This is a genomic window from Rhizobium sp. Nf11,1 (assembly GCF_050587665.1).
Classification (GTDB): domain Bacteria; phylum Pseudomonadota; class Alphaproteobacteria; order Rhizobiales; family Rhizobiaceae; genus Rhizobium.
Window position 1 is genome coordinate 133,746 of record NZ_JBOBHU010000001.1, and the last position, 22,146, is coordinate 155,891.

Annotated in this window: 24 protein-coding genes; 18 read left to right on the top strand and 6 right to left on the bottom strand. The window is 61.4% G+C overall.

Features of this window, described 5'->3' with window-relative positions:
* Positions 1–413: 413 nt before the first annotated feature.
* From ACQ7C1_RS00695 to visR, 13 genes are all read left to right on the top strand, one after another.
* Positions 414–2,045, top strand: a complete 1,632-nt coding sequence (locus ACQ7C1_RS00695; protein ID WP_430956956.1) for a globin-coupled sensor protein — start codon at positions 414–416, stop codon at positions 2,043–2,045.
* A gap of 63 nt (positions 2,046–2,108) precedes the next feature.
* A complete protein-coding gene (locus ACQ7C1_RS00700; protein WP_085776937.1) occupies positions 2,109–2,405 on the top strand; it encodes an STAS domain-containing protein in 297 nt (98 codons plus the stop codon).
* Positions 2,402–2,767 carry a chemotaxis response regulator CheY1 gene (gene cheY1 / locus ACQ7C1_RS00705; protein WP_003570362.1) on the top strand — a complete coding sequence of 122 codons (366 nt, stop codon included), beginning with the start codon at positions 2,402–2,404 and terminating at the stop codon, positions 2,765–2,767. The genes ACQ7C1_RS00700 and cheY1 overlap by 4 nt, the downstream gene beginning before the upstream one ends.
* A gap of 17 nt (positions 2,768–2,784) precedes the next feature.
* Complete coding sequence (locus ACQ7C1_RS00710) at positions 2,785–5,058, top strand: chemotaxis protein CheA (RefSeq protein ID WP_430956957.1); 2,274 nt, start codon at positions 2,785–2,787, stop codon at positions 5,056–5,058.
* Between the two features lie 4 nt (positions 5,059–5,062).
* A complete protein-coding gene (locus ACQ7C1_RS00715) occupies positions 5,063–5,530 on the top strand; it encodes a chemotaxis protein CheW (protein ID WP_011424005.1) in 468 nt (155 codons plus the stop codon).
* The gene (gene cheR / locus ACQ7C1_RS00720; RefSeq protein ID WP_430956958.1) at positions 5,527–6,435 is read left to right on the top strand and encodes a protein-glutamate O-methyltransferase CheR; all 909 of its coding nucleotides are present in this window, start codon (positions 5,527–5,529) and stop codon (positions 6,433–6,435) included. The genes ACQ7C1_RS00715 and cheR overlap by 4 nt, the downstream gene beginning before the upstream one ends.
* On the top strand, positions 6,432–7,475 hold the full coding sequence (gene cheB, locus ACQ7C1_RS00725; protein ID WP_430956959.1) for a protein-glutamate O-methylesterase CheB: 1,044 nt from the start codon (positions 6,432–6,434) through the stop codon (positions 7,473–7,475). Before cheR ends, cheB begins: the two co-directional genes overlap by 4 nt.
* Positions 7,476–7,865, top strand: a complete 390-nt coding sequence (locus ACQ7C1_RS00730) for a response regulator (RefSeq protein WP_004672258.1) — start codon at positions 7,476–7,478, stop codon at positions 7,863–7,865. It begins immediately after the preceding gene.
* Entirely contained in the window at positions 7,862–8,419 is a 558-nt protein-coding gene (cheD, locus tag ACQ7C1_RS00735) for a chemoreceptor glutamine deamidase CheD (protein WP_085776941.1), read from the top strand. Before ACQ7C1_RS00730 ends, cheD begins: the two co-directional genes overlap by 4 nt.
* 16 nt (positions 8,420–8,435) lie before the next feature.
* Positions 8,436–8,825, top strand: coding sequence for a chemotaxis protein CheT (cheT, locus tag ACQ7C1_RS00740; protein ID WP_064800665.1), 390 nt, complete (start codon positions 8,436–8,438; stop codon positions 8,823–8,825).
* A 197-nt stretch (positions 8,826–9,022) separates the two neighbouring features.
* Positions 9,023–10,714 (top strand): flagellar basal-body MS-ring/collar protein FliF, encoded by a 1,692-nt coding sequence (fliF, locus tag ACQ7C1_RS00745; protein ID WP_085776942.1) that lies wholly within the window; start codon positions 9,023–9,025, stop codon positions 10,712–10,714.
* A 407-nt stretch (positions 10,715–11,121) separates the two neighbouring features.
* Positions 11,122–11,868 carry a transcriptional regulator VisN gene (gene visN, locus ACQ7C1_RS00750; RefSeq protein WP_430956960.1) on the top strand — a complete coding sequence of 249 codons (747 nt, stop codon included), beginning with the start codon at positions 11,122–11,124 and terminating at the stop codon, positions 11,866–11,868.
* Positions 11,869–11,876: 8 nt separating this feature from the next.
* Positions 11,877–12,623: a transcriptional regulator VisR gene (visR, locus tag ACQ7C1_RS00755; RefSeq protein WP_430956961.1), complete on the top strand. Its 747-nt coding sequence runs from the start codon at positions 11,877–11,879 to the stop codon at positions 12,621–12,623.
* A 312-nt stretch (positions 12,624–12,935) separates the two neighbouring features.
* Here the strand turns inward: visR and ACQ7C1_RS00760 are convergent, their stop codons facing one another.
* The 6 genes from ACQ7C1_RS00760 to motA all read right to left on the bottom strand — a co-directional run bounded on the left by ACQ7C1_RS00760 (position 12,936) and on the right by motA (position 18,238).
* On the bottom strand, positions 12,936–13,376 hold the full coding sequence (locus ACQ7C1_RS00760; RefSeq protein ID WP_085776945.1) for a hypothetical protein: 441 nt from the start codon (positions 13,374–13,376) through the stop codon (positions 12,936–12,938).
* Positions 13,377–13,381: 5 nt separating this feature from the next.
* Positions 13,382–14,461: a flagellar biosynthesis protein FlhB gene (flhB, locus tag ACQ7C1_RS00765; RefSeq protein ID WP_085776946.1), complete on the bottom strand. Its 1,080-nt coding sequence runs from the start codon at positions 14,459–14,461 to the stop codon at positions 13,382–13,384.
* 232 nt (positions 14,462–14,693) lie between these two features.
* On the bottom strand, positions 14,694–15,734 hold the full coding sequence (gene fliG / locus ACQ7C1_RS00770) for a flagellar motor switch protein FliG (RefSeq protein WP_085776947.1): 1,041 nt from the start codon (positions 15,732–15,734) through the stop codon (positions 14,694–14,696).
* 27 nt (positions 15,735–15,761) lie between these two features.
* A complete protein-coding gene (gene fliN / locus ACQ7C1_RS00775; protein WP_430956962.1) occupies positions 15,762–16,349 on the bottom strand; it encodes a flagellar motor switch protein FliN in 588 nt (195 codons plus the stop codon).
* A gap of 65 nt (positions 16,350–16,414) precedes the next feature.
* Positions 16,415–17,365 (bottom strand): FliM/FliN family flagellar motor switch protein, encoded by a 951-nt coding sequence (locus ACQ7C1_RS00780; protein WP_085776949.1) that lies wholly within the window; start codon positions 17,363–17,365, stop codon positions 16,415–16,417.
* Complete coding sequence (gene motA, locus ACQ7C1_RS00785; RefSeq protein ID WP_020920386.1) at positions 17,366–18,238, bottom strand: flagellar motor stator protein MotA; 873 nt, start codon at positions 18,236–18,238, stop codon at positions 17,366–17,368. It abuts the gene before it with no gap.
* A 251-nt stretch (positions 18,239–18,489) separates the two neighbouring features.
* On the opposite strand from motA, the gene flgF reads away from it, so the two are divergent.
* From flgF to flgC, 5 genes are all read left to right on the top strand, one after another.
* On the top strand, positions 18,490–19,224 hold the full coding sequence (gene flgF, locus ACQ7C1_RS00790) for a flagellar basal-body rod protein FlgF (RefSeq protein WP_097600325.1): 735 nt from the start codon (positions 18,490–18,492) through the stop codon (positions 19,222–19,224).
* Between the two features lie 3 nt (positions 19,225–19,227).
* A complete protein-coding gene (fliI, locus tag ACQ7C1_RS00795) occupies positions 19,228–20,625 on the top strand; it encodes a flagellar protein export ATPase FliI (RefSeq protein ID WP_430956963.1) in 1,398 nt (465 codons plus the stop codon).
* Positions 20,626–20,627: 2 nt separating this feature from the next.
* Positions 20,628–21,170: a flagellar protein gene (locus ACQ7C1_RS00800; protein WP_097600327.1), complete on the top strand. Its 543-nt coding sequence runs from the start codon at positions 20,628–20,630 to the stop codon at positions 21,168–21,170.
* Between the two features lie 158 nt (positions 21,171–21,328).
* Positions 21,329–21,721, top strand: coding sequence for a flagellar basal body rod protein FlgB (flgB, locus tag ACQ7C1_RS00805; RefSeq protein WP_085776953.1), 393 nt, complete (start codon positions 21,329–21,331; stop codon positions 21,719–21,721).
* A 5-nt stretch (positions 21,722–21,726) separates the two neighbouring features.
* Positions 21,727–22,143 (top strand): flagellar basal body rod protein FlgC, encoded by a 417-nt coding sequence (flgC, locus tag ACQ7C1_RS00810; RefSeq protein WP_064693821.1) that lies wholly within the window; start codon positions 21,727–21,729, stop codon positions 22,141–22,143.
* Positions 22,144–22,146: the final 3 nt, after the last annotated feature.

A 22,146-nucleotide genomic window follows, 5' to 3' on the forward strand; every position in this document is an offset into this window, starting at 1 on the left:
ACGTCATGTCTTGGTTGTCGACCGGCCTATAACACGGAGCTTGCGTGTGCCTTGTAGCAGCCGTGCAACTCCGCGGAAGTATTTCCTGCGAACTGCCTTGAATTGCTCCAAAAGCCTGTTCCTGGAAAGACTTATTAACCTTCGGGCAAGGAATTAACCATAAACATTGGGTTACACGTCGGAATGGGAAGATGTGCTCGTTCCCAGCAGGCATGACGCCGTACCGCCGTACCGGGTCGATCCGGTATCCATCTCTTCAGACAGCTTCGAAACATAGCTGATCAGGGGCTTTGCCTGCCGGTCGTCGCCGGTGGTGAAGACCGGCTCCGCGCTTGCGTTGATCGAATGCTGCAAAAGTTTTTTGCCGGGCATTCGCCTGGAAAGTGGGTCGGGGACAGGCGTTGAGGCAGGACATGCCATCAGATCAGGCTCGTGGAGCGCAGGCAGGCAGCTTGCGTGATCGCCTGCGTTTTGCCGGTCTCGATGCCGATCAGTGCGAACTGGTGCGCCGTAACCGGCCGGCCCTCGAAGCGTATCTGAAAGCGGGCCTGCGCGATCTCTTCCACAGGTTCCAGTCCTATCCCGACGCCGCGCGCAACTTCGAGAGCGACAGACAGGTCGATCGTCTGCATGATCTGCAGTCTTCGCATTGGGACGTGCTGACGGATGCCCGCTTCGACAGCCTCTATGCCGAGCGCGTCAAGGTTCTCTCCGACACCGAAAGCAAGATGGGCCTCGACCCGCGTTGGCACGTAGCCGGCCACGGCGTCGTGCTGGAGCATGTTCTTTCCGGCCTCGCCGAAGAGATTGCCGGCCGCCCCCTGCTGCCCTCGGCCAGGCGCCGCGCCCGCGAAATTTCCGAGCTGATGACTGCGATCGTCCGCATCGTCATGGTCGATGTCGAAATCGCCGTTTCGCTCCGCTTCAATGCGCTACGCGCTGCCCAGAGCCGCGCGCTTGCCGATCACCGCGCCGAAAGTGAAGCGGAGATCGCCCGGATATTCGGCGACGTCATCGAAGGCCTCGCCGCCCGCGACCTGACGCGGCGCGCGCCTGTCGACGCCGACGGTGCCTATGCCGGGATCGCCGCCGCCCTGAACGGCGCCTTGGATGGCCTCCAGGCAGAATTCGCCGCCATGACCGAACGCACTGATAAGGCCGAGACGGCGACCGCTTCGCTTGCCGGCCAGTCGCGGCAGTTCGCCGGCACGGCGTCTGGCCAGGCCGAGCGGCTGCAGCTTTCCGCTGCTGTCCTTGCCGGCATCGCCGGAAGCGTGCGCGACGGCGCCGCCGACAGCCGCGCCGCCGAACAGGCGGCCGCCTCCACCCGCGCTGCGGTCGAGCAAAGCGGCGAGGTCGTCGGCCGCGCCATCAGCGCCATGGCCGATATCGAGCAGTCGGCCGAGAAGATCGGCCAGATCATCGGCGCGATCGACGAGATCGCCTTCCAGACCAATCTTCTGGCGCTGAATGCCGGCATCGAGGCGGCTCGCGCCGGCGATTCCGGCCGCGGCTTTGCGGTCGTCGCCCAGGAAGTCCGTGCGCTTGCCCAGCGCTCGGCCGACGCCGCCCGCGAGATCAAGACGCTGGTGACGACGACCAAGGCGCAGGTCGACGCCGGCGTGCAGATGGTCGGACGAACGCAGGACTCGATCGGCAGCATCGTGCGGCAGGTCACCGACATCAACGCCGCCATATCGGGCATCGCCACCAGGACCGGCGAGCATGCCGCAAGCCTCGACGGCGTGGCGGCCGACGTCAAAGGACTTGGCGCAGAGGTGGCGGACAACGCCGGTTTGGCCGAACGTTCCGCTGAAGGCGCCGACCACCTCCATACCGTCATTCTTGAGCTCGGCCAGACGATTCGCGAATTCCGCATAGCCCGCGAGAATGCGCATTCCGGGCGCTTGGGCTCGGTTCGCGCTGCGCCGTCCCGCACGATCGAAGCGGCCGGCCGTCCTGCGGTCGAAGACGAATATGAAAATGACGATTTTGGCCTTCCGCAGGCGCTCGCGAGCGTCAGAGGTGGGCGGAATGTTTACTAACCTATCGGATGATCGCCGCAGCTCATCTTTTCGGGCCGGGGACAAGGGAAGAAGGACAAGCTGATGGTAGCAAAGAAGGGTGGCAAGACGCTGAATTTGACAGCGGTGCTCGATCTCAACGAGGCTTCCGCCTTGCGTGAAAAACTCATCTCCCTCAGGGGCAGCGGTCTTTCGATCGACGCATCGGGCGTCGAGCGGATCGGGGCTCTTTGCGCTCAGGTCCTGATGTCCGCCGAGAAGACCTGGGAGCAGGACAAGCAGCCGTTCACCTTCTCCAAGGTGTCCGACGCATTTCACAAAACCATGCAGCTGGTTGGCGTCAATATTGACCACCTGCTTGCCAAGGAGATTCGGCAATGAAGAAAAAAGTGCTTACCGTGGATGATTCCCGCACCATCCGAAACATGCTGCTCGTGACGCTGAACAATGCCGGTTTCGAGACGATCCAGGCGGAAGACGGCGTCGAGGGCCTCGAGGTTCTCGAAGAATCCAATCCTGACGTGATCGTGACCGACATCAACATGCCGCGCCTCGACGGGTTCGGCTTCATCGAAGGTGTGCGCCGCAACGAGAAATATCGGGCGATCCCGATCCTGGTCCTGACCACCGAAAGCGACGCGGAAAAGAAGAACCGCGCCCGCCAGGCCGGCGCCACCGGATGGATCGTCAAGCCTTTCGACCCGGCCAAGCTGATCGATGCAATTGAGCGCGTAACCGCTTAAACCCAGGATTTGCTCCTATGGATATGAACGAAATCAAAGAGATCTTTTTCCAGGAGTGCGAGGAACAGCTCGCCGAGCTGGAATCCGGTCTTCTGAAAATGAACGATGGCGATCGCGATCCGGAAACCGTCAATGCGGTGTTCCGTGCCGTGCATTCGATCAAGGGGGGCGCCGGCGCCTTCGGCCTTGATGATCTGGTTGCCTTCGCCCATGTATTCGAGACCACTCTCGATTGCGTTCGTTCCAACAAGCTCGAGCCGACCCAGGACGTCCTGAAGGTGATGCTGAAGTCGGCCGACGTGCTCGCCGACCTGACCAATGCTGCGCGCGACGGCGGCAGCGTCGATGAAAGCCGCAGCCGCGGCCTCGTCAAGGAGCTGGAGGCTCTGGCCAATGGCGACCTACCGTCTCCTTCGGCCGAGACGCCTGCGCCCAAGGCCGCCGCAAAGGCCGCTCCGGCGCCAGCCCCCAAGCCGACCGACGACAGCGGCTTCCAGCCAATCCCCTTTTCCTTCGACGATTTCGGCGACGAGGACGGCGCAGAGACCGGCTTGCCGGCCTACGAGATCACCTTCAAGCCGCGCCACGAACTCTATTCGAAGGGTAACGACGCCACCCTGCTGCTGCGCGACCTTTCGCGCCTCGGCGAAATGACGATCTACTGCAATATGGATGAGCTGCCGGGTCTCGAGGAGCTCGATCCGGAGGCTGCCTATTTCTTCTGGAACGTCACGCTCAAGACCGACAAGGGCGAGGATGCCATACGCGCCGTCTTCGAATTCGCCGAGTGGGATTGCGAGCTGACGGTGAAGCCGGTCGAGGAGACAGGTAACGCCGCTTCGAGCAACGAGGAACTGCCGATGGTGCCGGTTCCCTTCGACCTATCGATCCTGGATGAGACCGAGGCAACGGAGAGCGTTTCCGCTGCACGGTCCGAAGCCACGGCCGCTGCCGTTGCCGCCGCCGAGACCGCTTCCAACGTCACGCAAATGGCGGCAGCCGCCGCCCGCGTCGAGAAGAAGGAATCGGCCGCCGCCGCAGCCGCCGCGGCCAATGCCGCCGCCCAGAACAACGCCGCCGGCGCCGGCCAGACGATTCGCGTCGATCTCGACCGCGTCGACCGCCTCATCAACCTCGTCGGCGAATTGGTCATCAACCAAGCGATGCTGTCGCAGAGCGTCATCGAGAACGACACGACAGGCACGTCTTCGATCAACATGGGTCTCGAGGAGCTGCAGCAGCTCACCCGCGAGATCCAGGACTCGGTCATGGCGATCCGCGCGCAGCCGGTCAAGCCGGTCTTCCAGCGCATGTCGCGTATCGTCCGCGAAATCGCCGACATGACCGGCAAGTCGATCCGCTTGATCACCGAAGGTGAAAACACCGAAGTCGACAAGACGGTTATCGACAAGCTCGCCGAGCCGCTGACCCACATGATCCGCAATGCCGTCGACCACGGCATCGAAACGCCGGAAAAGCGCGCGGCCGCCGGCAAGAACACCGAAGGCACGGTTCGCCTCACCGCCAAGCACCGTTCGGGACGCATCCTGATCGAGCTCGCCGACGACGGCGCCGGCATCAATCGCGAGAAGGTTCGCCAGAAAGCTATCGACAACGATCTCATCCCGGCCGACGCCAACCTGTCGGACGAGGAAATCGACAACCTGATCTTCCTGCCGGGCTTCTCCACCGCCGATAAGATCTCCGACATATCGGGCCGCGGCGTCGGCATGGACGTCGTCAAGCGCTCGATCCAGGCGCTCGGCGGCCGCATCAACATCACCTCCAAGCCGGGCCACGGCTCGGTCTTCACCATGAGCCTGCCGCTGACCCTTGCCGTTCTCGACGGTATGGTGGTCACCGTCGCCGGCCAGACGCTGGTCGTGCCGCTGACCGCGATCGTCGAAACCCTGCAGCCGGAAGCATCCGCGATTCACTCCTTCGGCGCGAACCACCGGCTGATCTCGATCCGCAACTCATTCTGCCCACTGGTCGATGTTGGTCGCATCCTGAACTTCCGCGCGACGCAGGCCAACCCCGTTGAGGGCGTGGCGCTGCTGGTGGAATCGGAAGGCGGCGGTCAGCGCGCCCTGATGGTCGATGCCATCCAGGGTCAGCGCCAGGTGGTCATCAAGAGCCTGGAAGCGAACTACACTCATGTGCCCGGCATCGCCGCCGCCACCATTCTCGGCGACGGCCGCGTGGCTCTCATCCTAGATGTCGACGCGGTTGTCGGCGCCTCGCGCGGCCAGTCGCTCAAAGCGGAAATGTCGTTAGCAGCGGTAGGGTAGGGGAATGTCGTACGCTGTAAAAAGTCTGAACCAGGGGGATCGCGAGCTGATCGCGTTCCGCATCGGAGATCAGGAATTTTGCGTGAACATCATGTCGGTTCGCGAAATCCGGGGCTGGACCCCGGCGACCGCGATGCCGCACTCGCCTGCCTATATGCTGGGGGTCATCAACCTGCGCGGCGCGGTGCTGCCGATCATTGATCTTGCCGCTCGTCTCGGCATGAAGCCCGCCGATCCCACAGCCCGCCATGTCATCATCGTCGCCCAGGTCCGCCGCAAAGTCGTCGGCCTGCTGGTCGACGCCGTCTCCGACATTCTGACGGTCACCGACGAGATCATTCAGCCGACGCCCGAAATCTCTTCCGACCTCGAGCGCCAATTTGCCCGGGGAATTCTCGCCATCGACAAGCGCATGATCTGCCTGATCGAACTTGAAGCCCTCTTTTCCGAGACCGAAAGCGAAGCCGCATGAGTGCAATGGGTGCAAAAGATCAGAGGCAGGGAGCCGATGAGGTGCTGGCGAGCGGAGAATATCCGCTGACGCGCCGCGACCTCACGGAAATCGCCGCCATGATCTACTCGGATGCCGGCATCTTCCTCAACGAGACGAAGGCCTCGCTCGTCTATTCGCGTCTGTCCAAGCATATCCGCAATCTTGGTCTGTCGGGTTTCCGTGAATATTGCGACCTCGTCGCTTCGCCGGCGGGGGCTGCGGCGCGTCGCGAAATGCTCTCGCATCTGACGACCAATTTCACCCGCTTCTTCCGCGAAAACCATCATTTCGAGCACCTGCGCGACCATGTTCTGCCGGAACTCCTGCAGCGGGCGAGATCGGGCGGCAGGGTGCGCATCTGGTCGGCCGCTTCCTCCGACGGACAAGAACCCTATTCGATCGCGCTGACCGTCTTGTCGCTGATGCCGAATGTCGCCGACTACGACTTCAAGATCCTGGCGACCGACATCGATCCGAAAATCCTCGCCATCGCCCGGGCCGGCGCTTACGACGAGAGCGCGCTCGAAACCGTCTCGCCAGCCATGCGCAAGCAATGGTTTAGCGAAGTCGAGGTGCAAGGCCGGCGCAAGTTCCAGGTCGACGACCGCGTCAAGCGGCTGATCACCTACAACGAACTGAACCTGATGGCGCAATGGCCGTTCAAGGGCAAGTTCGACGTCATCTTCTGCCGCAACGTCGTCATCTATTTCGACGAGCCGACCCAGATGAAGATCTGGCAACGTTTCGCCGGCCTGCTGCCGGAAGGCGGCCACCTCTATATCGGCCATTCCGAGCGCGTCTCCGGTGAGGCGAAGCACGTCTTCGACAATATCGGCATCACGACCTATCGCTACACGACCAAGGGTCTCGGGAGGAAGGCATGAGCGCTCCGGCAAGAGTTCTCGTTGTCGACGACTCGCCGACCATGCGGGGTCTGATTACCGCAGTGCTGAGCTCCGACCCGGAAGTCAGTGTCATCGGCCAGGCCGGCGACGCGCTGGAAGCACGCGAGGCGATCAAACGGTTGAACCCCGACGTCGTGACGCTCGACATCGAGATGCCGAATATGAACGGCCTCGATTTCCTCGAAAAAATCATGACGCTACGGCCGATGCCGGTGATCATGGTCTCGACGATGACGCATCGCGGCGCCGAAGCGACGCTTGCGGCGCTTGAGATCGGCGCCTTCGATTGCGTCGGCAAACCGGGCCCCGGCGAACCCAGGCCGTTCGGCGATCTCGCCGAGAAGGTCAAGGCGGCCGCGCGCACGCAGCGTCAGTTCTCCCAACCGGCGGCCGCCGTCGCGCCCCCGCCTGCGGTCGCCGATTTTCGCGTCGGCCGCAAGATCGTCGCGATCGGCTCGTCCACAGGCGGCGTCGAGGCGCTGATCGCAGTACTGCAGAAATTCCCGGCAAATTGCCCGCCGACCGTCATCACCCAGCATATGCCGCCGACCTTCACCAAGAGTTTCGCAGAACGGCTGAACCGTCTCTGCGCGCCGGTGGTGCAGGAAGCGACCGACGGCGCCCGTCTCGAGATCGGCAAGATCTATCTGGCGCCGGGCGGCGAACGTCATCTCCAGGTCAGCGGCGGCTCTGCCCCGTGCTGCCGTCTCGTCGACCGGGCGCCTGTCAACGGTCACCGCCCGTCCGTGGACGTGCTCTTTGATTCGGTCGCAGAACTCGCAGGCCGCAACGCCGTCGGCGTGATTCTGACCGGAATGGGCCGCGATGGCGCCGCCGGATTGTTGAAAATGCGCCACGCGGGCGCCAGAACGCTCGGCCAGAACGAAAAAACCTGCGTCGTTTACGGAATGCCAAGGGTTGCTCACGAACTTGGCGCCGTCGAGCAGCAGCTGCCACTGACTGCCATCGGTGAAGAAATACTGAAATTGACAGCCGCCCGAAAGGAAGGGACCGAATAAATGTCGATCGCGGAGAAAATCAAAGTTCTGATCGTCGATGATCAGGTAACGAGCCGGTTGCTGCTCAGCGACGCGCTGACCCAGCTCGGTTTCAAGCAGATCACATCCGCAGGCGACGGCGAGCAGGGCATGAAAATCATGACCGAGCAGCCGCACCACCTCGTGATCTCCGATTTCAACATGCCGAAGATGGATGGCATCGGCTTCCTCCAGGCCGTGCGCACCAACCCGAACACCAAGAAGGCGGCCTTCATCATCCTCACCGCCCAGGGCGATCGCGCGCTGGTACAGAAGGCGGCCCAGCTCGGCGCCAACAACGTGCTCGCCAAGCCGTTTACGATCGAGAAGATGAAAGCGGCCATCGAAGCCGTGTTTGGAGCTTTGAAATGATCACTGAGGGGGCAGCCCGCCGCGTGCACATCATTCAGGGCGAGTACAAGGTTCTGAGCGATCCGAATGCGGTTCTCTCGACCATTCTCGGCTCGTGCGTGGCTGCGTGCCTCAGAGATCCCGTCGCCGGCATCGGCGGCATGAACCACTTTCTGCTGCCCGGTTCGGCGACGTCGCCGACATCAGGCGGCGATGCCACACGCTATGGCGTGCATCTGATGGAACTGTTGATCAACGGTCTCCTGAAGCAGGGCGCCCGGCGCGACCGGCTGGAGGCAAAGATCTTCGGCGGCGCAAAGACGATCTCGACGTTCTCCAACGTCGGTGAGCAGAATGCGGCTTTCGCCATGCAGTTCCTGAGGGATGAAGGCATTCCGGTGGTCGGCTCCTCCACTGGCGGAGAGCATGGGCGCAAGCTCGAATATTGGCCGGTCTCCGGTCGTGCCCGGCAATACCCCTTGACCGGCGCCGAAACGCAGAGAACCGTCGCTCTCGAGCAGCAGCGTCCCGCCGCTCCGCAGAAGCCCGCCGAAACCAGTATCGAATTTTTTTGATGGCGAGGATTTTCATATGACATTTACTCCGGTGATGGAGCCGCCCGCGCCTGTCGAAGCGCTGAGCGACATCCTGATGCGCATCGTTTCGGAACTCCACGATGTGGCCTACCTGATCGAGCGCATCGAACCGCAGCTACTCGAACTCGGCGGCGCTGAAATTCTGAACTCGCCGGACGCCATGAAGGTCATGCAGGGCATCGATCTGGCCGTGCAGAAGTCACGCGGCCTTGCCGAATTCATCGACACCATCACCGGCGAAATCCCGCTCGGCTGGACGGTCGACGTCGCCACCGCGCTCAGCCTCGTCAAGCTGGCGGAAATGCAGAAGGCGCTGGGCGGCTCCACGCGCCACGGTCATTCTCAGCCGCTGAGCAAAGCCGCCGGCGACTTCGACTTCTTCTGAAGCGCGCGGTTTCAACGCCGCCTCTCGCGCCTCAGGTCCTCTTTTCACGCACGTCGTTCTCGCCAAATCGCTGCGCGACATGCATCAGCCTTTCGCTCCCGCGCGCTCCTCACGAAACGCTCGCACAAGTTTCGCCGATTATTGGTCAGGTGAGGCAATAAGCCTGCTTTGTCTTTGACGGATCGTGCGAGAACAGAATGAATCTGTTAAATCAATTAGTTCAGATATTTAAGAACTTTGGTGCCCTGGGCCGGACGCGCCTGATGATTCTGGGGGGCGTCGGTGCCGTTTCCATCGCAATCATCCTTGCGGCTGCCCTTTTCGTCAACAAACCGGCCCAAGAAACGCTTTACGTCGGTCTCGACGCTCCCGATCTCAACCAGATCAGCATGGCGCTTGCCGAAGCCAACATCAATTTCCAGGTCGGCACGGACGGTTCCAGCATCACCGTTCCCGCCGGTATGACGGGCAAGGCCCGCCTGATGCTTGCCGAGCGCGGCCTGCCGAACAGCGCCAATGCCGGCTATGAACTCTTCGACAATGTCGGCTCCCTCGGCCTGACCTCCTTCATGCAGGAAGTGACGCGGGTTCGAGCGCTGGAAGGCGAAATCGCACGCACCATCCAGTCGATCTCGGGCATAACGGCGGCGCGCGTCCATATCGTCATGCCCGAAGTCGGAAACTTCCGGAAGGCGGAGCAGAAACCGACCGCCTCCGTGATGATTCGCGCCAGCGCCGCCACCGGGCGCGGCGCCGCGACCTCGATCCGTCACCTCGTCGCCTCGGCCGTGCCGGGGCTTGATGTCGATGACGTCACGATTCTTGATTCTGCCGGCCAGCTTCTCGCGTCCGGCGACGAGGCGAGCAACAGCTCGCTGAACCGCTCGCTCAACATTGTCCAGAACGTTCAGCAGGAAGTCGAATCCAACATCGACAAGGCCTTAGCGCCCTTCCTCGGCATGGATAACTTCCGCTCCAGCGTCACCGCCGACCTCAACACCGATGCTCAGCAGATTCAGGAGACGGTCTACGATCCCGAATCCAAGGTCGAACGCTCCGTCCGTTCTACGAAGGAAGCCCAGCAGTCGCAGCAGAGGCAGTCCGACAACGCGACGACCGTCGAACAGAACATTCCCCAGGCGGCCCCCGATGCCGGCGGCTCAAGCGGTCCGGAATCTCAGGACAAGTCCGACAAGCGCGAAGAGCAGACCAACTACGAAATCAACAGCAAGACGACGGCCACGACCCGCAACAGCTATCAGGTCGAGAAGCTTTCGATTGCCGTCGTGGTCAACAAAGGCCGCATCGCCAAGATGGTCGGCGAGCCCGCCGACCAGGCCAAGATCGATGCCTATATCGCCGAAATGCAGAAGATCGTCGCTTCGGCGGCCGGCATCGACGCCAAGCGTGGTGATGTCGTCACCGTCACGGCGATGGATTTCCTCGAAAATCAGCTGCTGGAAGACGCCACCGGCGGTGTCCGCGTCATGGATATGCTGAGCCGCAACCTGGCCGGCATCATCAACTCGCTGGCCTTCGTCGCGGTCGCCTTCGTAGTGGTTTGGATGGGCCTGCGGCCGCTGGTACGCAGCGTCAGCGGCAACGGCGTGGGCTCGGTGCTTGGCGACGCAACGCCGGAAGCGGCTGGCCTCGAACTTCCGGACTTCGCGCCCGCGGCCGGCGCCCCTGGAGGCGCCCTCATGGATGGCTTCGGCTCCGATTTCGGCTTCGACAGCACCGAGGATCTGCTCAGCCTCGGCGACGACGATGGTAACTTCAACCGCCGCGTCAAGGAGGGCCCGGAACGCAAGCTTGCCCGCATGGTGGAAATCAACGAGGAGCGCGCCGCCAAAATCCTCAGGAAATGGGCGATCGACGACGCAGCATGAGAAAGGGCCGGGAAACCGGCCCTTTTCGCCTCGGCGCCAGGCTTTGCCGGGCGATGGAACAGCGCCTGCCCCGGGAAGGCGCGCCGGCTGGATCTGAAAGGTTGCGGCGGGCTTCAGGAGAGGCGAATTAAGCTGGTCGGCTTCACTCGCGTAAAACGCGAATCACGTTGCGGCACAGCCAGAATCACCTTAGCCTCCCCTATATATGTCGGGGGATGATCGGCATTCGAATCAGGGCATGGACGGCGGCGAAAGTAAATCCCTAGAAGTCGGAGATGGTACTTTACATCGGCTGGCTTACCCTTGGGTGATTCGAAATGGGATTCGAGCGGGACTGGTTTGAATCCTTTGTAGAAAAAGTGCAGTTGCACCAAGTGTGATCGCTTCTCAGCCGTAGGACGTTGCCGATGGATATGAACATAGCTCTGGCGAGCAAAGGCGAGAGGCACATGATGAGTTTCGCAAGCGCAGTGGCGCCGGCTCTGTTGCCGCGCGACGAGCTGATCCAGCGCCTGCACGGGGTCGCCAGCACTGGCAGGTTGCAGTCTGGCTTGCGCGCATTGACCGATTATGTCGGTGCCTCGCACTATCTTCTGGCGCGTTGTGATCTTATCCAGGAAAGCGGCCTGGATTTCATCGTTTCCTCGGACTGGCCCTTCGATCTGGTCAAGGAGGTCGCCGATGATCTCGTCAGCACCTATGCCCGCTCGACCGAGCTGGAAAAATGCATGCAGGTTTTCCAGCCGAGTTTCGCGCTTCTGCCCGAAGGCGCCGATGTGCCGGAGGGTGCCAGCCGCCAATATTGCTCATTGACCTTCAATGTCGGCCGCTCGCGGCTTGCCTTGATGTTCCTGTTTGGCGAAGGCTTCATCCTGTCGCCGGAGCGCCTGCGGGACGTGGGGCTGCTTGCCGGCTATGTCGCGAGCTTCCTTCGCTGCGGGGGCACGAGGGTCGATCGCGATTTCGAATTGACCGACCGCGAGCTGGAATGCCTGTTCTGGATCGCCGAGGGCAAGACCAGCGACGAGATCGCGATGATCCTCGGAATATCCCGCAATACCATCAACAACTATATCACCAGCGTGATGCGCAAGACGGCGACCAAGACCCGGTCGGAGGCCATTGCTTTCGCGGTCCGCAACAATCTCGTATAGGGGGATCCATGGCGCATCCATCAAGCAGGGCGATGAACGCCACCGATCCGCTGCGCATGGTGCGGGTGAACAGGATTTCCAGCCGTTCGGATCTTTATCCGCGGCTGATCGCGATGCAGAAGCTCGCCGACGCTCAAGGCTTTGCGATCTACCGTGTCAGCGGTTCGGGGCTGCCGGCAAAGCAGCGGCTTGTCTGCGAGCTCGAGAACTGGGGCCCTTCGAATTCAGGTTTCGGCAAGGCCCTCACGGATGCCTACGGCGATATTCTTCTTGACCATATCGAAAAGTCGCTGCTGCCGCTTTCATGGGCTGGCGCTCACGACCGGGCGGCCCCCGGTCCGGCGGATTTTGCCCCTTTCATGACGCGCCTGAAGGATGGCATCCTGCCTTTTTCCGGCCTTGCATTTCCAGTACGGCTCGGCGCCGTCGGCAATGGCTTCATCCTTTTCACCGGCGATGATATCGATCCTGCCAGCGATACGATCGTCGAGCTGCACGGCCGCTGCTGCCACGTGATGATGGATCTGCTCTCGCTCGACGAACGCCGCTCGGCCGCCGCCGAAGCGCTGAGCGAACGCGAAGTCGCCTGTCTCCAGCTCGCCGGCGATGGCCGTATCAGCGAAGAGATCGCCGAAAAACTCGGCCTGTCCGTACACACCGTCAATGCCTATCTCGGCTCGGCGACGATCAAGCTCGATTCCGTCAACCGCATCCAGGCGATCGCCAAAGCGATCCGGCTCGGCTATATCAGCTAGAGCTTTTCCGGGTTAGATTGCAGCATTCTGCCGGTTTTCGTCTCGGCAAAGGCGATTGGCGACGGGCATACCCCTAGATACGTCCGAGCCGATCGCCTTTGATCCTGGCGGAAAGATGCCCGGCCCTTCGGGTTGGCTGAAACGGGCCGGCTGATCGACCGGCCGGCTTGGCCGTAGAATTGCGCTACGACGCGCGCCGGCCGGTCGACCATCCGACTCCGTTTGAGCCAACAGAATGCTGCAATCTAACCCGGAAAAGCTCTAACCCGCGCCGGTCACCTTCTTGAAAGACGGCGAAATTGCCTGAGGCAATCAGCTGGCGAGCGCGCGCGGCGGTTTCACGCTGTAGCGGGATTGCCGAAGGCTCTTTTCCAGAAAGGCAGTATTCTCGTCGGGATCGGAGGAGGGGTCCTCGAAGGCAATGTGGTTGATTTCAATGCCGGCATGGTTGTCGGCAAGGGCGAGCTGGGCATAGACGGTGACGCCGCGCGGCTTGATTTCCAGGTCGAGAACGACTTCCGGCTTGCCGCCCCATTCCAGCGTATAGTTTCCGCCCAGGCCGAAATTGACCGTGCCCGGATGAAAGAAAAGCTCCGCCGCCGAAGCAACGAGATCGGCCAGATTGCCGTAATACTCGAAGCGCAGCAGTGAAATGAGGTCAGAGGCATCCAGAAGGCGCAGTTCGGTGGCGACCGGGCTGATCGCCTCTGCGAGGATCTTTTCACGCTGGGCAGAGTGAGGGCATTTTTTCATTCGGCTTATCTTACCCGTTTGTTCTTGGCGTCTGCGGCGTAGACCCTGTGTATGAGCTCCGCAACGGCCTTATAGAAGACTGACGGTATGACACTATCGACCGAGACTTGCGCAAACATGGAGCGCGCGAGCGGTGGATCCTCGAACACCGGGATGCCGTTCTGCTCGGCAATCTCTCTGATTTTGAGCGCAATCAGGTCCTGGCCCTTTGCCAGAACGACCGGCGCGTCGTTCTCCTCACGCGCATAGCGCAGCGCCACGGCGTAGTGCGTCGGGTTGGCGATGACAAGCGTGGCGCGGTGCACGTTGGCGATCATGCGCCGGCGGGCGCGGTCGCGCATCAGCGAGCGCTGCCGGCTTTTGACAAAGGGGTCGCCCTGCGCCTGCTTGTTTTCTTCCTTCACCTCGTGGCGCGTCATCTTGAGCTCGGTGAACCAGTGGTGGCGCGTCCAGAAAAGGTCAGCGATCGCCACGATCGCGGTGGCGATCAGCATGACGATGATGATCTTGCGCATCGCCGTCATCATTCGCACGAGGATTGTCTGCGGATCGGAGAACATGGCGTCGATCGAGCCGAAATATTCGCTCCTGAGCACGAAGAACAGGACGACCCCGACGACGACGACCTTGAACAGCGACTTTCCGAACTCGACGAGGCCGGGCAGGCTGAAGAGCCGTGACCAGCCCTTCACCGGAGAGATGCGCGAGGCTTGCGGCCTGATCCGTTCGAGCACAGGCGTCGGCAGGTTCTGGAAGATCGAGGAGGCGATGCCGAAGACCATGAACAGGATGAGGGCGGGTGCCAGCAGCGCCGCGCTCGACCAGCCGAGCCGGACGAAGAGCGCCAGAATGTCCGGGCCCGTCTCGATTTTCCATTGGTCGGGCTGTTCGAAAATGTCGCGCAGCGTTTCGCCCATGCGGCCGACGCTATCGGGAAGGAAGAACACCAGATAGATGAAAGTGGCGAGGATGGTCGCGAAGATCGACAGCTCGCGCGAAAACGGCACATTGCCTTTTTCCGCGGCGTCGGTTCGCTTCTTCGCGGTCGGGGCTTCTGTTTTGCTGTCCTTGTCATCATCTGCCAAGTCGCGGCCCTCCGTCAAAAAAGCAGGCCGCAGCTCATGCGTGCCACCCCGAACCGGGCAGCGATTCTGGGATGACGAGATGCGTCAAAGCAAAAACCCAAAGCGCGCCGCAGAAACCGAGTGCTCTGCGACACGCCATAGAATGCGGCCGATCGATGAAGGGTAGTCGCCTGAGGCGCGGCGATCAACAACGGCCTGTTTGTCGGCCGGATTTGTCAACAGTCTCAGAAGCTCATGCGGCGGCCGAAGCTTCGCCTTCCTTCTCCTTGAGCTCGATCTGGCCTGAGTTGGCCAGGCGAATCGCCTCCTGCGCCACGGCGCGGCGCGCAATGGCGATCTCGCGCGGGTTGACGCCGCCCATGCCGCTCTGCAGATCCGATTCGATCATGCGGCGCTGGCGCGGACTGATGGCGGACAGAACCGATTCGCGGATATCGGCCGGCGAGCCGCGCAACGAGACGGTGAGCACGTCGGTCGAAATATCGTTGAGCAGCAGGACGCGGCTGCGCTGCGGCATGTACATGAGGTCCTCGAAGAGGAAGATCTTCGGCCGAACCTTGTTGACCGATTCGCGGCTGATCGATTCGAGCGAGGTGAGCAGCGTGTCGACCTGCGGCTTGTCGAGCTCGTTCATGAGATCGGCGACCTTCGTCGAGCCGGCAGCGTTGCGCTCTGCCTCGATTTCGGCAAGCAGCGTCATCACCTGGTTCTCGATGATCTGCGCCGCCTTCGGGCTGACGGCCTTCATGTTGACCGTCCGGTTCATGATGTCGGCGCGGCGGTTGTCGGGGAGCTGCAGCAGCACCTTGGCGCCGAAGGCGGAGGGCATCATCGACAGAATATAGGCGACGGTCTGCGGATGTTCGCGCAGCAGGAACTGTGCGACGAATGCCGGCTCGGCCTCGCTGAGGCGATCCCAGATCGAGGTCTCGTAGGCTTGGAAGGCCGTGCGGCGGCCGAGCAGGCTGTCCACCTCGTCGGGGGTCAGGCCTTCTTCCAGAATGGCTTCGATTGCTTTGGCATTGTCCATCAGTCCGGCGCCCTCGGTAAAGAGGTCCTCGAACTCGGAGACGAGGGACAGGAGCTCGTCCGGCGGAATGGCGCGCAGCGACTGGGCAGATGCGATAATGGTCTGCAACTCGGCCTGAGTGAAATATTTCAACAGCCGGCCGGCGACACCCTTTCCCATGGCGAGAAGGACCGCCGCCGCCTTTTCAGCCTGGGTCAACGGTTTCCCGGCTAGCGCGCCGCCGAAATCGTCAAAGTCCATCATGGTCTAACCTCTCCGTCCCCACAGGGATCAGGCTTTTTTCGTACTCAAAACTTCTATCAGCTTCACGCCGAATCGGGTGTCGTCGTTATCAAGAACCGTAATCTCGCCGCGTGCAATCCTGCGGCCGTTCACCATGATCTCAACGGGTTCGCCGATTTTCTTGTCGAGAGCGATCGTCGCTCCTTCATTGAGATTCATCAGGCTGGAGACCTGCATCCGGCTGGTGCCGAGCATGATCTGGACATCGATCGGAATGTCCATGATCAGCTCGAAGTTCGAGGTCAGCGCGCTGCCGAGCGGCGTCGATGACGCCTCGAACGAAGAGCTGCCGCCGAAATCCATGCCTGCAGCCGGGCTGGCATTGCCTGCGCCGAAATCGCCGCCGAAATCATCGCCACCGAAAGGGGAATCCGAAATCTCGCCGCCGAAGGCGGCCAGATCCGTTCCTGCCGCGAAGTCGTCATTCTCCAGCTCACCGCCAAACTGCGACAGGTCGCTATCGGCGTCCTTCTTCAGCACGCCGCGCAGATCGTCGATCGCCTGGTCGAGATCGGCTTCGCTGCCCGGCATATCCAGGGAGAGGTCACTGTTCTGCTGTGTTTTCTTCGTTGCCATGAAATCACTATTCCAGTTGAAACTTGCCTCAAACTGCCTTTGCAGCCCAGAAGCCAGAGAACCGATCAATTCATTAAATGACGGATGAGTTCGTCATCCGAGTTCATCGTATCCTTGACGCGGACCATGTAGTTTTCGCCAGAACGCCCGAATTCGCATATATACAATTCCTTGCTGTTGGCGCTGACCTCGACGCGTACGTCGCCGCTGTCGCGGAACGGAATGACGTCGCCGGCCATCAGCTTCGATATGGTGCGCAGCGTCAGGTCCTGTAACCTGATCCTGGCTTCGAGTGTGACATGCGAGCGGCGGACCTGATCGCCGAGCTGTTCGGTCCATTCCGGCGAATTGCCGCCGGTCTGGCGCTTCGGCTTTGGCGGCGTCACCTTGGTCTTGAGCAGCGCCGTCTGTGGAATGATCAGTGCGAATTCCGAAACAATGCCGGCGAGCGTGATCGACATGTTGATGGCGGCGGCAAATTCGTCCGGCTTGTCCTCCGCCGGCCGGGGGCGCGAGTCATGCGCATGCGGGGCCGAAAGACTGGGCTCGAAACCGCCCGGTGCGTTCACCGCCGAGCGCAGCACCTTGGCGATCTTGTCGAAGACCATGACCGCCAGATCGAGTTCAATGACCGAGAGCAGCCGCTCGGCCGGCTCCTCGATCGTATCGGCGGTGGCGCCGAGCAGGTGTTCCATCAGCGTGATGACGAAACCATTGCCGCAGGCAAGCGCGACGTTCTGAGACCAGTTGCGCAACGTCGCGTCGACGAGCGTGACGTTGTGGCTGAGGTCGTCGATCAGGTGGTTCTTATAGCCTATCTCGCAGCCGAGATAGCTGACGGTCACGTCGAGGCCGGTCTCGCTTTTGATGACGTCGGGAAAGAACTCGCTGTAGACATCCCCAAAGGCGCTGCAGATCTTGGCGACCCTGCCCCTGTCTCCGAGCCCGCCGGTCAGCTTTGCGAGAAGGGCGGGATCCATTGCCGGTTTGTCATGTGAAGCATCGCTCATGGTCATTTAAGCCGCCTTGTTCTCGCCGCCTGGGTTCATCATTTCCTGTTCGACGGCATCGATGGACGGACGTTCGTACGCCGAGATCGTCTTGCGGCCGTATTCGAGAGCGACCTGCGGCACCGAGCCGTTCATATAGGCAAGCAGCGTCTGCTTGACGATGACATAGAGGCGATGCTGCTTGTTGCGGACGACCTTGATCTGGGAAACCAGCGGCGAGCAGACGCAGTAGGACAGCAGAATGCCGAGGAAGGTGCCGACGAGCGCCGAACCGATCAGATGGCCGAGCACCTCGGGCGAATCGTTGATGTGGGCCATCGCCTTGATGACGCCGAGAACGGCCGCGACGATACCGATCGCCGGGAAGGAATCGCCCATGATCTGGATCGCGTGATAGGGCTTCATCTTGTCGTGCATGATGGTGTTGAGCTCTTCGTCCATCAGCGCCTCGATTTCGTGGCTACGGGCGTTGCCGATGATGATCAGGCGGACGTAATCGCAGATGAACGCCGTCAGCTCCTTGTTCTTCAGCACCGTCGGAGCCTGCTGGAAGATCGTCGATTCGGCAGGATTGTCGATATGGGCTTCGATTTCGTTTCGCGACTTGGTGCGCAGGTCGCGCATCAGCGAGTAGAGCACGCCGAGCGTATCGAGATAGTTCCGCTCCTTCGGAACGGCGTGCTTGAAGGCCTCTGCAAGCGCCTTACCGGAATCCTTTACCACCTTCATCGGGTTCGCCATGATGAAGCTGCCGAGGCCGGCGCCGCCGATGATGAGAAATTCGAAGGGCTGGAACAGCGCGTCCACTTCGCCGCCCATCGCCATGAAGCTGCCGACGATGCAGCCGCAGACAACAATAAATCCGATAATGATGTTCATCGTCAGCCCAATCTGAACGTTGCTTTTCTCTAGGACGGATAGGGTTTCTGCCTTGCGTGAGGCTGATGAAAGGGTCGGTCCGGGCATTTCCACGTGCCAGCTTCGCGCAAGCATCTGCCGCCAATCTAAAGGAGACGAATGGGCGCTCGCGTCCGTTTCTGAGATGCCGCCTCAGCGAAATTCCGGCCGAACCAGATCAGACGACGCCCGGTTTTCGTTCCGTTCATCGCCAATGCTTGGAGCTTACAGACATGCAATCCGGTCTTTACGTTTCTCTGTCGTCGCAGATGGCGCTTGAAAAGCGCCTGAACACCATCGCCGACAACATGGCGAACGTGAACACTACGGGTTTTCGTGCCACCGAGGTGAAGTTCGACGAGATGGTGGCGGCCACCAAGAACAAGCTGAATACCAAGGTCGCCTTCGTTTCTCAGGGCAACGACTATCTGAACGAGCAGAACGGCGAGTTGCAGCACACCGGCAACATGCTCGATTTCGCCATTAAGGGCGATGCCTGGTTTGCGCTCGATACGCCAGCCGGCCGTGTGCTCACGAGGGACGGCCGCTTCACGCTCAAGGAAACCGGCGAACTCGTTTCGATCCGGGGATATCCCGTCCTCGATGCTGGCGGCGCACCGATTCAGCTGGACACGAAGGCCGGCGAGCCGGCTGTCGGCAGCGATGGCATCATCTATCAGGGCGACCGCCAGGTCGGCTCGCTCGGCCTGTTCGAGGCCGATATCAGCAAGGGTTACCTGCGTTACGAAAACAGCGGCATCATGACCACCGACCAGCCGCGCGCCGTCGTCGACCGCTTCAATGTCGGTGTCGAGCAGGGCTATCTGGAAAATTCCAACGTCAACGCCATGCGCGAGATCACTCAGCTGATCGAAGTCAACCGTGCCTTCGAAAGCATTTCCTCGCTGATGCGCGACAGCGAGGATTCGTTCAAGCAGGCCGTCCAGACGCTTGGGGGCAGCCGCTAAGCAATGAGCACAACGCTACTGTCCGAAGACGGCCTTTCTCCGAAGCTCGCGCATCTGGCGGGTCTCGTCGATCGATACGCATCGCCGGAATTCGCCGTCGCTCATGGCGGTCGCGTCCAGACCATCGCTGCCGGCCACTATACTGTTCGCGGTCTCTCCCGTCATGTTCGTCTCGGTGAATTCGTCGCGCATAAATCGGCGACCGGCATCCATCTCGGCGAGGTCGTGCGTGTCGAGCCGGACCTGATCTATGTCTGCCCGATCGAACCCGGTGAGCCGATCGGCATCCATGACACGGTCATTCGCAAGGGCGCCTTCCGAATTTCGCCATCCGACAGTTGGTGCGGGCGGACGATCAATTCGCTGTGTGAGCCGATCGACGGGCTGGGTCCGATCGTCCAGGGGCTCGATCGCCGCTCGATTTCCAACGCCGCGCCACCCTCGATGACGCGCCAGCGCGTGGCGACCGGCTTCAAGACCGGCGTGCGCGCGATCGACATCTTTTCGCCGCTCTGCCTCGGCCAGCGTCTCGGCATCTTTGCCGGCTCCGGCGTAGGCAAGTCGACGCTTCTGTCCATGCTTGCCCGCGCCGACGCCTTCGACAAGGTGGTCATCGCCCTCGTCGGCGAACGCGGCCGCGAGGTGCGCGAATTCATCGAGGATACGCTCGGCAGCAATATGAAGAAGGCGATTGCCGTCGTCGCGACCAGCGACGAAAGCCCGATGCTGCGCAAGATGGCGCCGCTGACGGCGGTCACCATCGCCGAGCATTTCCGCGACAAGGGCGAGAACGTGCTCTTCATCGTCGACAGCGTCACCCGTTTCGCCCATGCGATCCGCGAGGTGGCGACCGCCTCCGGCGAACCGCCGATCGCCCGCGGTTATCCCGCCTCCGTTTTCACCGAGCTGCCGCGCCTGCTCGAACGCGCTGGTCCTGGCCCGGAGGGCGCCGGCACGATCACCGCCATCATCTCGATCCTCGTCGATGGCGACAATCACAACGACCCGATCGCCGATTCGACGCGCGGCATTCTCGACGGCCATATCGTCTTGCAGCGCAGTCTTGCCGAGGAAGGGCGCTATCCTCCGATCGATCCGCTCGCCTCGATCTCGCGTCTTGCCCGCAAGGCCTGGACGCCGGATCAGGAAAAGCTGGTGTCGCGATTGAAGGTGTTGATCCACCGCTTTGAGGAAACGAGGGACCTACGGCTGATCGGCGGTTATCGCCAAGGCGCCGATCCTGATCTCGACATGGCGGTCAAGCAGGTCCCTATCATTTACGACGTCCTGAAACAGTCTCCAGGCGATCGCGATTCGGTCGACGCTTTTGCCGATCTCGCCGGCGCGCTCAAGGCTGCTGCCGGCATGGGCAATCAGGGCGCACCCATGCAGAGGAGATAATAGTGGCTGATTTCGATGATGAACGCATCGCTTCCCTGAAGCCGCGCGACAAGACCGCCACTCTGGATCGGTTTCTCACCTTCGCCGGCCTGGCGCTTGCCGGCGCCTCCGCCTTTTTCCCCTGGTACGTCTTCTTCAATGCGGACAAGTTCGGCATCAACGTCGCCACCAGCAGCAATTCGCGCGAACTGCCGGATTGGCCCGCCCGCAACGTCTTCAGCGTCTCACCGCTGGCCATGGTCAACAAGAACGAGGCAGCCAAGAAGGCTCCGCCGGTCGATCCGCTGACGACGGCGACGGTCTCCGATCTCGGCAAGCAGCGTGACGGCGCCGCGATGCTGGAAGACCAGCCTTTCCCGGGCAAGTCTTCCTTCCGCCTTCTGCATGTGTCCAACGGCCGAGCGCTGATCGAGGATCCCTCGGGCATGTATGTGGTGCGCATCGGCTCGGTCCTGCCCGACGAAAGCCGCCTGGCGATGATCGAGCAGCGCGAGGGCAAGTGGGTGATCATCACCTCCAAGGGCGATATCTACAAGAACGATTGAACCTCTTCGCAAAGGCTGAAGAAAGAGGGCTCCCCCGCAAACCGGCAGGAGCCCTTTTCTCTGGCGGCCTTGGGCGAAGCGCCGCGAAGCCCGGATTCCCGTAAGTCCCACGCAAGATTACCGCTCTAGGTTCCGGATAGTAAAAACGGAGAGTTCTCATGCAACCGATCCAACTTTTCGACTTGGCTTCGCGACAGGCGGAATGGCTGACGATCCGTCAGCAGGTTGTTGCCGGCAACATCGCGAATGCCAATACGCCGAAATTCCGCGCCAAAGACGTCACGCCCTTCGATGCCGTGCTGGACAGATCCGACATCACCATGGCGCGCACCAATCCGGCGCACTTCAGCGGCAACGATTTCAGCGCAAGCGGCGATATCGACGTCAAGGAAGCGGCCCTCGACCAGGAGATCGGCATTCAGGAATCCGGCAACACCGTCGGTTTGGCCGAGGAGCTTTCCAAGTCGGGTGACATCAAGCGCCAATACGATCTGAACACCTCGCTGGTCAGCTCCTTCAATCGCATGATGTTGATGACGGTCAGGAAGTAAGTGTCATGGATCCGCTTTCCGCAGCTATGAAAATCGCCGGTTCGGGGCTCGAGGCGCAATCGACGCGCCTGCGCATCGTCTCGGAAAACATTGCCAACGCCCGCTCGACCGGTGACACGCCGGGCGCCGATCCCTATCGCCGCAAGACGATCACCTTCGGCCAGCAGATGGACCGCACCAGCGGCGTCGAGACCGTCAACGTCAAGAAGGTCGGTGTCGACGAAGGCGACTTCAGCACCGAATTCGACCCCAGCAATCCGGCGGCGGACGCCAAGGGCGTCGTCAAATTGCCGAACGTCAACATCCTGGTCGAGATGGCCGACATGCGTGAAGCCAATCGCTCCTATGATGCCAATCTGCAGACCATCAAGCAGACCCGCGACCTCATCTCGTCCACGATCGATCTTCTGAAGAGCCAATAATCA

Bases quoted from the DNA above. Each gene is read 5' to 3' on its own strand.
- ACQ7C1_RS00730 (WP_004672258.1), top strand. From the start codon at position 7,476: ATGTCGATCGCGGAGAAAATCAAAGTTCTGATCGTCGATGATCAGGTA.
- ACQ7C1_RS00715 (WP_011424005.1), top strand. From the start codon at position 5,063: ATGTCGTACGCTGTAAAAAGTCTGAACCAGGGGGATCGCGAGCTGATC.
- cheD (WP_085776941.1), top strand. From the start codon at position 7,862: ATGATCACTGAGGGGGCAGCCCGCCGCGTGCACATCATTCAGGGCGAG.
- flgF (WP_097600325.1), top strand. From the start codon at position 18,490: ATGCAATCCGGTCTTTACGTTTCTCTGTCGTCGCAGATGGCGCTTGAA.
- fliF (WP_085776942.1), top strand. From the start codon at position 9,023: ATGAATCTGTTAAATCAATTAGTTCAGATATTTAAGAACTTTGGTGCC.
- visN (WP_430956960.1), top strand. From the start codon at position 11,122: ATGGATATGAACATAGCTCTGGCGAGCAAAGGCGAGAGGCACATGATG.
- ACQ7C1_RS00695 (WP_430956956.1), top strand. From the start codon at position 414: ATGCCATCAGATCAGGCTCGTGGAGCGCAGGCAGGCAGCTTGCGTGAT.
- visR (WP_430956961.1), top strand. From the start codon at position 11,877: ATGGCGCATCCATCAAGCAGGGCGATGAACGCCACCGATCCGCTGCGC.
- ACQ7C1_RS00710 (WP_430956957.1), top strand. From the start codon at position 2,785: ATGGATATGAACGAAATCAAAGAGATCTTTTTCCAGGAGTGCGAGGAA.
- cheT (WP_064800665.1), top strand. From the start codon at position 8,436: ATGACATTTACTCCGGTGATGGAGCCGCCCGCGCCTGTCGAAGCGCTG.
- ACQ7C1_RS00760 (WP_085776945.1), bottom strand. From the start codon at position 13,376: ATGAAAAAATGCCCTCACTCTGCCCAGCGTGAAAAGATCCTCGCAGAG.
- fliI (WP_430956963.1), top strand. From the start codon at position 19,228: ATGAGCACAACGCTACTGTCCGAAGACGGCCTTTCTCCGAAGCTCGCG.
- fliN (WP_430956962.1), bottom strand. From the start codon at position 16,349: ATGGCAACGAAGAAAACACAGCAGAACAGTGACCTCTCCCTGGATATG.
- flgC (WP_064693821.1), top strand. From the start codon at position 21,727: ATGGATCCGCTTTCCGCAGCTATGAAAATCGCCGGTTCGGGGCTCGAG.
- cheB (WP_430956959.1), top strand. From the start codon at position 6,432: ATGAGCGCTCCGGCAAGAGTTCTCGTTGTCGACGACTCGCCGACCATG.
- ACQ7C1_RS00700 (WP_085776937.1), top strand. From the start codon at position 2,109: ATGGTAGCAAAGAAGGGTGGCAAGACGCTGAATTTGACAGCGGTGCTC.
- cheY1 (WP_003570362.1), top strand. From the start codon at position 2,402: ATGAAGAAAAAAGTGCTTACCGTGGATGATTCCCGCACCATCCGAAAC.
- flgB (WP_085776953.1), top strand. From the start codon at position 21,329: ATGCAACCGATCCAACTTTTCGACTTGGCTTCGCGACAGGCGGAATGG.
- fliG (WP_085776947.1), bottom strand. From the start codon at position 15,734: ATGATGGACTTTGACGATTTCGGCGGCGCGCTAGCCGGGAAACCGTTG.
- motA (WP_020920386.1), bottom strand. From the start codon at position 18,238: ATGAACATCATTATCGGATTTATTGTTGTCTGCGGCTGCATCGTCGGC.
- cheR (WP_430956958.1), top strand. From the start codon at position 5,527: ATGAGTGCAATGGGTGCAAAAGATCAGAGGCAGGGAGCCGATGAGGTG.
- ACQ7C1_RS00780 (WP_085776949.1), bottom strand. From the start codon at position 17,365: ATGACCATGAGCGATGCTTCACATGACAAACCGGCAATGGATCCCGCC.